The 12,725-nt window shown below is 67.0% G+C and carries 11 protein-coding genes; 5 read left to right on the forward strand and 6 right to left on the reverse strand.

The window, feature by feature from the left end:
- On the reverse strand, positions 1-463 hold a 463-nt coding region (locus tag GSE44_RS14405), incomplete at its 3' end, for an IS5 family transposase (RefSeq protein ID WP_159349533.1).
- Between the two features lie 292 nt (positions 464-755).
- On the reverse strand, positions 756-1,079 hold the full coding sequence (locus tag GSE44_RS14410) for a helix-turn-helix domain-containing protein (protein WP_159349534.1): 324 nt from the start codon (positions 1,077-1,079) through the stop codon (positions 756-758).
- 451 nt (positions 1,080-1,530) lie between these two features.
- Between GSE44_RS14410 and GSE44_RS14415 the strand changes: the two genes are divergently transcribed.
- Together GSE44_RS14415 and GSE44_RS14420 are read left to right on the forward strand one after the other, a co-directional pair.
- Complete coding sequence (locus tag GSE44_RS14415) at positions 1,531-1,953, forward strand: lysozyme inhibitor LprI family protein (RefSeq protein WP_159349535.1); 423 nt, start codon at positions 1,531-1,533, stop codon at positions 1,951-1,953.
- A gap of 207 nt (positions 1,954-2,160) precedes the next feature.
- Positions 2,161-3,147, forward strand: a complete 987-nt coding sequence (locus GSE44_RS14420; RefSeq protein WP_159349536.1) for a hypothetical protein — start codon at positions 2,161-2,163, stop codon at positions 3,145-3,147.
- Positions 3,148-3,213: 66 nt separating this feature from the next.
- Here the strand turns inward: GSE44_RS14420 and GSE44_RS14425 are convergent, their stop codons facing one another.
- Positions 3,214-7,125 carry a MobA/MobL family protein gene (locus tag GSE44_RS14425; RefSeq protein ID WP_159349537.1) on the reverse strand — a complete coding sequence of 1,304 codons (3,912 nt, stop codon included), beginning with the start codon at positions 7,123-7,125 and terminating at the stop codon, positions 3,214-3,216.
- Positions 7,126-7,573: 448 nt separating this feature from the next.
- On the opposite strand from GSE44_RS14425, the gene GSE44_RS14430 reads away from it, so the two are divergent.
- Positions 7,574-8,413, forward strand: coding sequence for a hypothetical protein (locus GSE44_RS14430; RefSeq protein ID WP_159349538.1), 840 nt, complete (start codon positions 7,574-7,576; stop codon positions 8,411-8,413).
- Between the two features lie 767 nt (positions 8,414-9,180).
- On the opposite strand, the gene GSE44_RS14435 is transcribed toward GSE44_RS14430, so the two are convergent.
- From GSE44_RS14435 to GSE44_RS14445, 3 genes are all read right to left on the reverse strand, one after another.
- Positions 9,181-10,113, reverse strand: coding sequence for a DNA-primase RepB domain-containing protein (locus GSE44_RS14435; protein WP_159349539.1), 933 nt, complete (start codon positions 10,111-10,113; stop codon positions 9,181-9,183).
- A gap of 59 nt (positions 10,114-10,172) precedes the next feature.
- Positions 10,173-10,790 carry a hypothetical protein gene (locus GSE44_RS14440; RefSeq protein WP_159349540.1) on the reverse strand — a complete coding sequence of 206 codons (618 nt, stop codon included), beginning with the start codon at positions 10,788-10,790 and terminating at the stop codon, positions 10,173-10,175.
- 192 nt (positions 10,791-10,982) lie between these two features.
- Positions 10,983-11,252: a helix-turn-helix domain-containing protein gene (locus tag GSE44_RS14445; RefSeq protein WP_235924817.1), complete on the reverse strand. Its 270-nt coding sequence runs from the start codon at positions 11,250-11,252 to the stop codon at positions 10,983-10,985.
- Between the two features lie 128 nt (positions 11,253-11,380).
- Here GSE44_RS14445 and GSE44_RS14450 point away from each other — a divergent pair, with 128 nt between their 5' ends.
- Positions 11,381-11,845, forward strand: coding sequence for a very short patch repair endonuclease (locus GSE44_RS14450; protein ID WP_159349542.1), 465 nt, complete (start codon positions 11,381-11,383; stop codon positions 11,843-11,845).
- 77 nt (positions 11,846-11,922) lie between these two features.
- Positions 11,923-12,426, forward strand: coding sequence for an antitoxin Xre/MbcA/ParS toxin-binding domain-containing protein (locus GSE44_RS14455; RefSeq protein WP_159349543.1), 504 nt, complete (start codon positions 11,923-11,925; stop codon positions 12,424-12,426).
- The last annotated feature ends 299 nt before the right edge of the window (positions 12,427-12,725 follow it).

Genomic DNA, 12,725 nt, shown 5'->3' on the forward strand with positions numbered 1-12,725 from the left:
CGTAGCGCAGGTCCGCGTGGTGTCCAGGGCTGGCGATCAGCCGCAGGACCCGGCCTGCACCATCGGCGCAGGCGTGCAGCTTGGAGCAGAGCCCGCCACGACTGCGGCCAAGCGCCTCGGCCGAAGGCGTGCTTTCCACGGCTCCACTCGCGGCGCGGTGGGCCTTGCAGGTGGTGCTGTCCAGGAGCAGCAGCCCGTCCTCGGGCAGGCTCGGGCGGAGCGCCTCGAAAACCAACTCCCACCAGCCGCGCAGGCACCAGCGCCGCCAGCGGTGGTAGACGCTGGACCAGAGGCCCAGCCCTTCGGGTAGGTCACGCCACGGCGCCCCGGTCCGGCCGATCCAGAGCGCGGCTTCCACAAAGCGGCGCAGCGCTCCTTCGTCATGCTTCCACGCGAGTGGAATCCGCTGCACCACCAGCATCAGCGCCACCCATTGGGCGTCGTCCAGGCTCGTCCTGGTCATGACCGTGCCACCCTGAAAGCCCTGAGAACGTCCAAGCTGGCGCGTCCGCAGACCAGATCAGCGCCGAAAGGGCCTGTCAGGCAGTCCAGTCACAGACCCTAGGTCCCTCTCCCTTCAACCACATCGGTCAGGTGACTTCTTCATCACGGGCGCGTTGGCGCGAGAAGAGGACAACCGATGGAGGGCGAGCATTCCCGATCCTGCCGCACCCGTCCGGGTGAACCGGGCTTCCGTCCTGCCCCTCTGGGCAGCGATCGTAGCAGGGCGCCTGGGGCACCCGCCCGATACCGCCCTAAGCCTCGCGAGCTATGCCGCGGGGACCGCTGCACGCGCTAAAGCCCAACGCCTCGGCATCGCCGAGGACGGCGACGATGCGCAGACGAAGGCTAAGAGGCGTGCGACGAGGAAGCGCGAGACGGTTCGGCTGCTCGGACGGGACATACCACTGGTCCATGACGAGGATGGCGTCGTGCTGGCCGACGGGGGCGATGGCAAGCCGCAGCATCTTGGCCACCGTCTTGGCGTCAATGCCGAACACCCGCGCCGCCTGCCGCTGGCTCATCCCTTCCACATGGCGGGCTCGCCGTACCCGCGCATACAGATCCACGATCTTCATCCCCAAGGCCTTCCGTCAGCCAAACTGCCGAAAGGCTAGGCAGCGCACCTATTTCTCGCCGCCACAGCCAGACTACCCAGCCGCTCCCTGAGGGACTTTCACTCCGACGTTCTCACCTGGACCGGCTCGGCAAGAGCCATGGATGCCTACTCGCCGCCGAAACCAGCTGTGAAGCGCGGAATCTCCACTTGGACGGCGCCCTACTCGTGAGCACTGTAGGAACCGAACGGGCGGGCTTTTTCGACCTAACTTCGACGTGGCGCTCGAAACGTCTCCTCCTGCACGCTGTGCGCATAAAGCCGGCCCCCTCGAGCCAAACCCCTAACCTGCCCCAGGGATCAGCATGCGTCTCTCCCCGCCGCGTTCTATCTTCCCCGGCAGATTGCCCAATGCCGTTCGGGCTCCGCCTCTCCCGCTGGCGACGAAGGAGTTCCCGTTGATGAGGATCCCAATGAGCGCCCTGCTCGCGCTCACGCTAGCCAGCCTCCCGGCCCAGGCGCAGCGGATCGGTCCCGACCAGGACGTGGAGTTCAACATCACGACGAGCAAGGCCTACGACACCTGCATGGAGGCATCGGGCGGTCGAGACTTCGACATGGCGGGCTGCTCGATGGCCGAGACAAGGAGGTGGGACGCCCGGCTGAACGCTGCCTACTCCAAGCTCCGCAACCTCCTCCCGAAGAACGACTTCGCGGCCCTGCAGGCGTTCCAGCGCCTCTGGATGTCCGATCGCGACGCGACCTGCCGCGACGACGGGCGGAGCGGGACCTCCGGCAGCCTCGCGGCGGCTGGATGCGTCCTCCGCATGACGGCCGTCAGGACAGCCGAGCTAGAGATGCGGGCCGCGGCAGCTGAGGAGCGCCGACGGGATTGAGGCTAGGCGCCGCCGGATTGGCGCGCCGTCTCAACCAGCGGCCACGGCAGCAGGTCGCGACGGCGGGGATCCTGGCCCGGCAGGGCCGCGCCAGGAGGTCGATTCCGACCGTCTCAGCGCTGGCCCATAAGTGAGCCTCGGACGGCGCCTTGGAGCGCACTAGCCATCCTCTCCTCCCCCTGCGCTCCAAGGAAGGCGTCGCAGTCCATGGGTGCCGTGTCGCCCGCCGGCAATCTCATCGCACAGTGCGATGGAAGCATCGCAGGTGAGGATTCGCTGGACAGAGGAGCGATCAACTCAGAATATGCCAGGGCCGAGGCGGCTCCGCACTTCTATCGCGGGGCTGTAACAGAGGCAGTGCGCGAGAACGCGCTCCACGAGGGTCCGGCGCCATGCCGGCAGATGGAGGCTGCTCGCGTGACTTCATGTCCTGAAAACGATTCCGAAGCCGCTGACCTCGGCAGCCGCATCCGGCACAACCTCGCGGAAGGCTGCGCGGTCCGCCTGGCAGGGTCGGAGGCACGGACGCGCTCGTCCTACTTCGTCACGTCCTCGGCCATGCTGACTTATGAGGTGCTCCGGGCCTCTGTCGAGGATGGTGAGCCGTCGTCGGCGAAAGCAGCCGCCATCCTCTCCGAGTTCGGCTTGTCCCTGCCAAAGAGCCGAGCCCTGGCCACGAGCCTGGCGAAGGTGGTCATGGGCAAGGGTATCGGCGGCGACCGTTTGCACCGCGCGGCTTATGCCGCCCAGGAGCTTCTGTACCACGGCGGTGCGAACCCAGAAGCCTACCTGCAGGAGAATGGAGGGGCATCCGGATTGTGGGCGCGATGGAAGCGTCGGCTCCAGCCGCAGGCGGATACTGCAGAGCGTGTGGAGCCCGCGCGCGAGGGCGGACCGGCGCACCATATTCTCGTCCGCGTAGGGCGTGGTGTGAGCACCGATGATCAGCGCATCATCGACGAACTGTCGTACCCGGACGCCGGGGATCAGTCGGGCACGGCGCGCATCCTTCCTCTCGGACCCGATCTCATGGCGTTGATCATCGGCAAGGCCGTCACTCCTCTTCGGCAGGCAGCGGATCCCAGGGAGTTGGTGGACGGCCTCGGGGTCGTGGAGAGCCGGAGGGCGCCGACACCGCGCGCCTTTCCTCTTGAGTCGTCCGGCGACTTCCAGCAGGACGGACTTCCCTTTTGAGGGAGGCCTCGTGCCTACTTGGCCGAGCTCATGCGTCCTGACCGGCTTTTGAACATCCCGGCCGCTTCAAGCTCGAGCAACGGATGCCGTCCCGGAGCCCATCCCCCGCTCGGCCGCTTGCGCGGCGGCATCCTGCGAGGACCGCTGAAGCATGTCCTGATCGCGCTCCCATTCTGTCTCGATGGCGTACTCCCGCACGTTTGCCATGACGGAGCGGTCAGCCGGCATCCGGGTCACATCTAATGCCCGCTCGACCCGCGAGTAGAGCGACTTGGCTTCCCGCGGTAGCGATGGAAGCCAGCAGACCACATTCTTAACGCGATGCGCGAGACGGCTGATCGTCAACCTCACAGCCTGTGGGAAGCCCCCCAATGCGGCAGCTCGCTTGACCGCACCGGTGGCGGTCGTCTCTAGGCTTGCAACACCTTCGACAACGGCCGCGTGGAGCCTCATCAGGTCTGGAGTTGTACGGCATAGGGTCGCGAAGAGTTCCTCGCTGAGGCGGGGCTCCCATCTGTCCGCGAGTGCCGCCTTCCTCAGGTGCGGGTGGGCCGCCGCGAGACTATCCACCGCATTGATGACGCGCTCAGCGGCCTCGGTCAGGTGACCCGTGATCTCGGTGAACCCCGCCTCACGCTCCTTCGGGCTCGGCATGGAATGGCCCGTCAGGCTCCTGGCTCGGTCATAGGCATACTCCGCATCTGACCAGAGGGCGTTTACGCGCTCACGCTTCTGGGCAGCCTCAGGGCCCGGTCGGGCAGTTCCGAGGATGGCCATCGCTTCCCGCCCAGGCGGCATAGCCCTGACGTCCAGCAGGGCGGTGGCCTGATCGGCTATAGTGGTGAGGGACCCTGGCTCAGGTGGAATCCAGGCCGTGGCCGCTCGGACCGATGCCTTAATGGCGGAGATTTCCATCCAGTACGGCGGGCTGATGCCACGGTTCTCCTTCGCCACTGTGCAGGCAAGCCTCACCGCAGGTTCAACGCCGGTCATAGCGCACCCAAGCGAGGCCATGGCGTCCGCAACGCCCGGATCCTTACGGCGAAGGCCGTCGAAGGCAGCCACCGCTTCGGCGGTTCGTGCTGCACTGAACTCGAAGACATCGTGCTCCGCTGCCAGGTCCGTCACGCGTTGGCGGAAGAGGGGCGCGGCGTTTGCCAGACGGCCAGCGGCCTCGATAACAGCCTTCGCCGCCGTCTTGATCTCTCGGACGGCGCTGTTGAGGCGAATGGCTCGGATGACGTCCGGGGCGCGCTTCCAATCGTGGGTCCGGGCATGGACCTCGCCGACCAGATCAAGCCCGCGTTGGAGGTGCACCCGTTCCCGAGGATCCTGAGTTGCCTTAAGCGCCGCCAGGGTACTGCGGCAGCGCAGCCGGATCAGACTTCTCGGCTCGGCGAGTAGCTTCTCATGGAGCGCAGTCACGACCGCAGTCGGCTCGTCGGGAGAAAGGCTGACGGCCTTGGACAGGTCCACGGACCCTGACGAGCCACGCGAATGCCGCCTCTCATCTCGGTCGCGCACCGCATGCCCCGTGTCCTCGCGGCTCATGTTCACGAGAATGGGGCGGCTTTCAGCGGCTAGTGATGCAGTTCCGGTCACCTGGGTAGCAGTCGCTGGACCATGCTTTGCGGGCGCGACGATGGGGGCATCCGGCAAGCTCGTTGGTGCGGCCACCGGTGTCGGCGTTGACCCAGTGCGAGGCATAGCCGCATGCGCCGACACACCTCTGACGGCCCGGTCGTCGGTGGGGCAAGCCTCAGACCCAACTACATCAGCTCGGGCCGGCGAGGTGCACTCGGATTGAGAACTCGGCACGGGAAGCGGCAGCGCGCCGCCGGTTCGGTGCCCGCGGTCGATCACGACATCGGCTGCGGCCGGAGGCGCCTTGATATGGTGCGGAACGGTAGCCGAGCGAGCGACGTCATCTGCGCGCGCCGACAATACGGGAGACGGTGAGGTCGACGGGTCGGCGTGGATGTCCGGTGCTCTGGCTTGATTTCCGCTCCCCGGCGCTTTCACCCCTGATGGGGGCGATCCACCTGTCATGCGCGGCGATGCGGTCGCAGGGAATCGAATGATTGTTGCCGCGGTCTCGATCCTGATGCCCGCTTTTGGAGCTGCCGCTTCCGGTTTGATTTCGGCTGGGGGTACCACGTCGTGGCGGCTCTGCTCCGGAGTCTCCGGCGCGGCAGCCTGAACCTTAACTGTGGTCCGATCTGCCAGCTTGATTTCCTGACCTGCCGCACCCGGCAATATCTGCGCAGCGTTGTTCCCCGGTGGGTGGCCCAAGGACGGGGTTGATTCGGGGGTTTCGGCGCTGCTCGGTTCGGACCTGAGTGGCACCACCTCCTTTTTCACAGAGCGGCTTGCCGGGCTGGCTGCAGAAACGGGCGGCGTTGCTGGCCTGATGTCGGCTGGGTCAACCGCCTCCAGCCTGATGGGCCTGCTCCCGTCGTCCTTATCCAACACGACCGGTGATGTTGGAGGCCGCTCGACGAGAATCGGCCGCAGATGGTCGTCCGCCTTGATCTCGTTTTGCCGAGGTTGGTGATTGACGGCCGGTTGCTCCGTGCTCCTCTGAGCCTCCTTCCTCAGGAGGTCATTCACGCGGCTCTGCTCCATCTTCCAAGCCGCAACGCGGTCGTCGCGTCTGGCCTTGATTGCCTCCTCCACTTCATGGTCAGCGTTCCGGCGCCGTCGGGTAAGGGTCTCGCGCTCTGCCAGGGTGTCGATGGCCTCTTCCTTCATGCCCCTGGCCCGGAGGTCGTCTCGGGCGCGCTTGTCGTTGGCTCGGCCAACCGAAGTCGCGACGCCGGTGGCCTCCAGGGCCGCACGTCTGGTCCCGAGATGCTGGCTCGGAACCGCGTCTATGCCGAGGCTCCGGTAGCTGCCGGGCCAATAGCGCTTCTTGAAACCTTCGCGCTCCAGCTCGGTGTTGCACGCCTCGCACCAAGCGGTCCGAAGCGCCAGGATGAAGCCCACATCGTGCGCGGCAAGGCTGGCAGCAGGTGGCGGAGTGGCGGCAGCGCCGGGATTGGCGCTGACCCACTCCGTGACCTGGGCCAGCTGCGCCGTCCAGCTCGACCGGTCGTCCGCAGCGATCACACCGCGCCCAAGCTGCTTCGTCAGGCGCTTGCGCCGACTCTCGGGGCTCTCCGTTCCCCAGGGGAAGCGCTGGCGTGACTTGGTGTTGATGCTGTTGCGCCCGGCTTCGCGCCGCAGGAGGCGCACTTGCTCCTTGATATTGGCGGCCTCCATCCGCTGCGCCTGCCAGACGTGGACGACATCGCTGTCCCGCGACTGCGAAATCTGCTGGTCCAGCCGCTTGATACGGTCCCGCGGCCGTTCAATTCCCCAGGGATAAATCCCGGTCAGAAGGCGGCAATCATCCTCGTTGAACCCGGGTACCTCGGCCTTGAAGACCCAGCTGCCGTCCACGCGCCTTCCTGGACGGCCGTAGAAGAGGATGTGAGCGTGGTAGTTCCGCAGGTCATTCCGAAGATCGGGCTGATGCGCGGAAGCCCAGAAGGGGTAGCCACGTGCGGCGAGTTGGTTAAGGCAGAAATCGGCTTTGATCCGCAGCCTGGCGCCCGCCGAAACCTCGTGGGGAAGCTCCGCGATGATCCGATACTGAAGGATGCCGTCCACTTTCTCGAGCTTCTCAACACCTCGCCAGAAGGCCCGGCGACTCTCTGCTGAAGAGGCAAGGGTCCCGAAGCTGGCCAGTGCCGTTTCGCTCCTCACCTGGACGAAGAAGTTTTCGGCAGGATAAAGGCCCGTTGTGGCGAGCAGCTCCAGGGTGACCTGCTCAACCGCCTCCGGCCTCTCGATGTAGGCTTGCTGAGCGGCCGCCCGGTCACCACTGGACCTTCTCCGGGTGTATCGCTTGAACTCAAAATGAACAGGCTGCAGCCCGTCCTTCGACCGCCGGGTCGGACGAAGCAGCGGTTCGGGCGACGCCGCCGCGGCGCGCACGATCCCCTCCCTCGTCCTCTGTCCTCGGCGTGCCATGGGGAAAGAATAGAGCGAGAGGTCGACCGCGGATCGTCGGACGGCTGAAATCGGTGCCGCATTTGCAGAAAAATGTGGAGTTCACGCTGTCGTGAAAATGGTGGTGCGTGGAGCCTTCAGAGGGGCAGGTCTCGCTTGATTGCGCGCTCTGCTTCGCATCTGTTTGCCAATTGCGCCGACCGAGACTCAGACGGGGAAAACCACTCGCAGGGCATCCAGTTGTTTGGTGGCCGAGCTCATCAGATTGCCTGCCCTTGAATGTCTGGCCTTGGGAATCCGCGGCCCAGACGGGGGTGAGGCTCCGCACGTTGAGTGAAAAAAGAAGAGCTGTCGGGTAGCCCTGCTGCATGCCGCGGACGGACGCCAAGAGTGGTGAGACCGGGTTGCGCGGCGCTGCTGAAGGATGCGGAAGATGGCGTCGAATGTGAAAGACCAGCCGGAGGACAAGAAGCCGGGCGGACATGGTGGCAGGCGACCGGGGGCGGGCCGCCCTCGCGGTAGTTCAAACCGGGTCAAGGACCCGCCCGCGGAGGTGAGCATCGCACCCGCGCAGAACCTGACCCGGCTTACTGCCCGCCTCGACGGGATGGTCGGTGAGGGTGGAGAGAACCTGCCGTTTCTCATGCGCTACTGGATGCGCCCGATCACAGCGGAACTTCTGGAGTTCGCGCGCGAGCTCAAGAGGATGCAGTACCTGCTGTGTGAACACCTGCGTCGCATGGCCAACCAAATCGCCGGCCTTGAGGCTCAGCTGGACGAACAGGCCGAGATGCTGATGGCCGTCCGCGAGGAAGTGGCGGACGCGAGGCGTGCGGGCGACGAACGCGCCGTGGCCCTCCAGGCCCGCATCTCCGCCCTGGAGGCCGAGGTAGCCGGCACGCGCCAAACGATGGAGGCGAACGACAGGAAGATCGATGCCCATTTCCAGCGCGTTGCGGGAACGGTCCGCACGGTGAAGAGCGAGGTTCCTGCCCAGGCGATCAAGGAGGGTGTTCTCGCCGGCACACGGGAAGCGGTTCTGCAGGCCATGCGTGAAGGACTGATACCACCGAGCCTTCGTCCTGACCCATCCAGGACCGACGGCTTTGAGGCGGCCAAGTCCCCCACTCGCCAAGCTCGCGCAGCACCTCGTGTGCCAGGACAGGGGCTCGGCAGTATGGTGCGGCCGCCTCCTCCACCCCCGTTTCCTCCCCGTCCACCGGTACCGCCAAAGGTCCCCGAGCCGAAAGCCAGGCCAGCGGCCGCCCACTAACACGTTTTCAGCCCTGACGACTGGATGACAAGGCCCGGCCCGCCGGGCCTTTTTTTGGGTGGATCTCATCGGGTCTGGGCGGGGCCGAGCCGTGTCCACGCACGCCCCTTAAGCTCAGACCTGGGGCGTAGCGCCCCTCCGCTTTTGTCGTGAGGGATGGAATACAAGGCTCATCGCGTGGAGCGGCCTCCTGTTCGCGGCAGTTTGCCAATTGCGCCGGAGAAGCAAGGCCACCTTCTGGCTCCTCTGGGCAGCGACTTCGAGATCTGAATATCAATATGGCCGATTTCAAAAAGGACGGGTGCGATAGAGCTGAGGCGCGCATCGAACCTTCAGCCGGGTGCAGGACATTCACAGTGAATCATGTGTAGGCCCCGCACCCGATTTGCAGAACGGGCGTGGCGGCCCGTTCACAACCAGCGTCGTCCTTCAAGACCAAGCGCCGCGGAACACGCCAGTCGAAGCCGAAGACCGCAGTTGACCACCACGGTACGGCCGCTTCGCCGAAGGCCCGTTTCACAGCCGCAATCACGGCCGTGAGCCACCGCCGATTCTTGTCTGCCTCCGGCAACTTCACCCCGACCCTGTTGATGATCGCCCGAGCGCGGTCCGGCGCGCAGTGAGGTGGACGTCGGCTTCATGAGTCCTGCTTCAGCTGTCTCCAAATCGCTGTTGATGCGGATCCGCCACAGAGAACCAGGCGCGGCGGCCCCAGGCCGGCGTCTTGCCCGCCTTTTCCCCCCACCCTGGTGGAAGGGGACCTGTGATCAGTGCGGCGTTTCCCAGGAAGGACACCGCCCCTGTGCCGCTGCGGCCTCGGCCGTCCGGCGTGCATAGGCCTGGGCGGCAGCGGACGGCATGCCTCTTGCCCGCTCCCCCGCCAGCAGCACCGAGACGACCTCCACGACCAAAAACCCGCGGCTGACCAAGCGCCGCGCGATTGCGTAGTCGGCTCTCGAGCGGTCGAGCGTCACGCCCGGAGGCAGCGACGCGATCACCCGCTCCAGGCCAGCCGCATGCGCCTCAGCCGGCGGGCGCTGGAGTTGGGCGGAACCCGTGAGGGGCGCGGGATGCGTGAGAGGGCTGGGCGACTTAGCCAAGGCTTCCCTCGCCTCTCTCAGCAAGGCGGCTCCACCCGGGTCGATGATGGGACCATCGTCGCGGAGGAGGAGCGCGTATGGAAAGAGGCCCGTTCCGCCAGCCTGGTGCTTCGGCTTTCGGTTCGTAAAGCCGGCGATGCGGCCCGGCTGAGACGCCCGTGCCGCGCACAGATCTCCGCCGTACCGCGCGGCCAGGATTTTAGCGGCGGCGTCGGCCAGGGCAGGCACAATGGGGGTGTCCGACAGCGTGAGCCAGGCCTGCAGGCTGCCCGGCGAGGAGGAGACCACGGCCGCGGGGCGGTGGTGGCGGCAGAGGGCGGTGAGCGCGTCGGGGTGCAGGTCGTCGACGAGCACGTGGCGCGGGTCGATCGGCCGGCCGACGATGTGATGGCCGGTGGAGTTGAGCCGCCGGAGCCAGGATAGGGCGCCCTCCAGTTCCTGGAGGTTCCAGCACCGCCGGTGGGTGGCGGTACCAACAGATCTGTCGGCGGGAATGGCGGTGATGGCGTACTGCGCGGCGGGAAGGGCGGCGGCCCAGCGCAGGACGGATGAGCGCGTGCGGTCGGCGCCGCGGCCCGGCGGGCCGAGGGTGAGGGGCATGAGGGGAGATCCAGGGAGAGAGGGGAGGGGCGGCCGGAGGTGCCCGGCCGCCGAGATGGTCAGGCTGCGGCCTGGCCAGGGGAGCGTGCGGCCCGGAGCGCGCCGACCCAGCCACCCGGGGGCGGCTCCAGCACCACCGGCTCGCGCGAGCCCGGCGGCATCAACTCGCGGAGAAGGGCGACGCAGCGATCCCTCGATGGGCAGGAGCCAGCCGCGAGTGGCGCGAAGGCGAGGATGACCTCGCGCGGCGGATGGGCGGTGACGAGGGCGGTGAGCGCCTTATCTGCGCCCCGGGACCAACTCCCGCTTGACGCGGCGAAGGTGGTGTTGCGGTGCGCATGCGGTTTGAGGGCGGCCAGGCAGATCGCCTGCACCGGGCCATCAACCAGGACCAGCCGCGGGCGGCAGGGACCGGGAGTGCGGAAGAGCGACCGCGTGCCGCCGGGGGTAAAGGAGAAGCCCCGCTCCCCGGCATGGATGAGCTCGCACCCGGTCTCGCGGCCCTCGCCGTCACGGTGGCTGGCCGAGATGCCGCGCGGCGAGAACGAGACGGCGGCGCCAAAGGGGGTGAGGTCAGAACTAAAGAGCGGGATGTGCTCGAAGCCGCGCAGCAGGGAGGGACGGGAGATAGAGGAGGCCGGCGTGGGCTGGATGCGCTTGGCAGGATCGTAGGTCATGGAGATGTCCGCTTTTTTGGTGCCTCCGCCCCCTTCACCTTCTCCACCCGGCTGGGCGGCGGTGGGGGGCGGCCGCGAGCGGCCCGCCCCCGCCGACGCCAGCCGGGTGGCATGATCAGACCCTCGGGGGCTGTGCCCCCGTCATCCCTGCCGGCGTTGCCGGCGTTCTCTCCTCGAGACCCGTGGTGGTGATCAGGGTAATGGTGGTTCCGGCAGGAAGCGGGTCACGCCCATGGCCCCGCGCCCGCGGGTGAAGCTCACCCCCGCCTCCGACAGTGCTGCCAGGATCCGCTCGATCGTGACGGGCCGGCCGGGAAGGGGCTCCAGCTCGGCGGCCAGCTCCATCGCCTTGATGGTTCGCAGCGACACGCCGGAGGCCTCGGCGAGGTCCGCTTGGCTCCACCCGAGCAGGCCGCGGGCGGCGCGGAGCTGGGCAGGGGTCGGGAATTTACTGACGGCCAAGGCGAAGCCCTCTTGACGGCGGAACGATTGGTTGCACTTATAGTGCATATTTCCGGTGTGCCATAGCCAGCGATTCGCGGCGGCCCACCCCCTTTCCCCCTTCGAACCAAATTCTCTGGAGTACGAGCATGCCCTCCAGCATGGCGCGCATCCCCGTGCGCAACACCGCCCCCGAACTCGCCCTCCGCGCTGCCCTGTCGCGACTGGGCGTGCCATCACCCGAACTCGACGTCGCCCGCCTGCCGGGACGGCCGGACGTTGTCCTGCCGCCGCAGAAGGTCGCGGCCTTCGCGCATGGCTGCTTCTGGCACCACCACGACGGCTGCCGGCACGGGCGCCTTCCGGTCACCGCCTATCCCTGGGCGCGGAAGTTCCAGTGCACCCGCGCCCGCGACCTCTCCGCGCGCTCCGCCCTGAACGCCGCTGGCTGGCGGGTTCTTTGGGTCTGGGAGTGTGCGCTGCTCGGCGCCAGGGCACTGCCGAAACAAGGGCTGGACGAGGCCGTCGCGGCCTTCCTCACTCGGAAGCAGCCCTTCCTGCAGATCGAGGGCAGGGGCATCGCCAGATCCCTAGACCAAGCCAACGCCGCTTGATTCAGGAGGCCGCTGACCGCTCCAGGCGGTCAGCGGCTTTCCCCTGACAACAACGCCCCAGAACAAGGAGCGGCCCCATGGCGCTCGCCATAGACGGACAAAGCCGGGTGCCGATCCCCGCCGACATCGTGGAACAACTCGGGCTGCAGCCCGGCATGGAAATGGACGTCAGGGTTCGCGGCAAGTGTATCATCGTAAGCAGGGCAGGGGACGACGCAGGCTGCGCGCTCACCTGGGACCGCCCGACTGACGGCTTCATCGCCAGCGTTGCCCGGCTTGCCGGCGAGGACCTGGAAGGCCTGGCGACATTGGTAGACCAAGCGGTCAAGCAGTTCACGGCGGGCTTCATCGAGGACCTGCGGCGGGGCCTGGCCGCCCATGCCGACGTTGCCGCCCGGCTTGACCGCGTCATCGCGCTGACACTCAAGAGCTTCCGTGATCCCGAGGTGTCGCGAACCTGGCTGATGCGCCGGCATCCGATGCTGGGGTGGATGTCCCCCCTGGCCATTGCGGTCACGGAGGACGGTGCCCAGGAGGTCGAGGGCGTTCTCTTCAGGCTCAGGTCCGGCGGCGCAGTCTGAAAAATGAGGACACCAGTGCCGGTACCCATCTCCTTGGAGGTGGGTGGGCCGGCTCTGGGCGCGCGCCCAATCTGCGTCGACCTCGCCGTTCCACGGCCAGCAGCCGGCGTAGGCGCGGGCTCATTGGGCTCACCTTCAGCGGCATAATTTGGCCGGGAGCGGACGGGCTGCTTCATCGGCTCGACGATGCAGAAACAGACGTTCGTTGTTCGCCGGACGAACGGCAAGTTCCGGCCCCGTACAATGTTCGCTCTGGCCGGGTAGGCTAACGCGCCACCCGGCCCCAGACGGTCCTTCGC

The organism is Muricoccus harenae, assembly GCF_009848505.1.
GTDB classification, from domain to species: domain Bacteria; phylum Pseudomonadota; class Alphaproteobacteria; order Acetobacterales; family Acetobacteraceae; genus Roseomonas; species Roseomonas harenae.

Excerpts from the sequence above, each read along its gene's own strand:
- GSE44_RS14430 (WP_159349538.1), top strand. The coding sequence starts at position 7,574 with ATGGCGTCGAATGTGAAAGACCAGCCGGAGGACAAGAAGCCGGGCGGA.
- GSE44_RS14435 (WP_159349539.1), bottom strand. The coding sequence starts at position 10,113 with ATGCCCCTCACCCTCGGCCCGCCGGGCCGCGGCGCCGACCGCACGCGC.
- GSE44_RS14455 (WP_159349543.1), top strand. The coding sequence starts at position 11,923 with ATGGCGCTCGCCATAGACGGACAAAGCCGGGTGCCGATCCCCGCCGAC.
- GSE44_RS14450 (WP_159349542.1), top strand. The coding sequence starts at position 11,381 with ATGCCCTCCAGCATGGCGCGCATCCCCGTGCGCAACACCGCCCCCGAA.
- GSE44_RS14440 (WP_159349540.1), bottom strand. The coding sequence starts at position 10,790 with ATGACCTACGATCCTGCCAAGCGCATCCAGCCCACGCCGGCCTCCTCT.
- GSE44_RS14410 (WP_159349534.1), bottom strand. The coding sequence starts at position 1,079 with ATGAAGATCGTGGATCTGTATGCGCGGGTACGGCGAGCCCGCCATGTG.
- GSE44_RS14420 (WP_159349536.1), top strand. The coding sequence starts at position 2,161 with ATGGGTGCCGTGTCGCCCGCCGGCAATCTCATCGCACAGTGCGATGGA.
- GSE44_RS14415 (WP_159349535.1), top strand. The coding sequence starts at position 1,531 with ATGAGCGCCCTGCTCGCGCTCACGCTAGCCAGCCTCCCGGCCCAGGCG.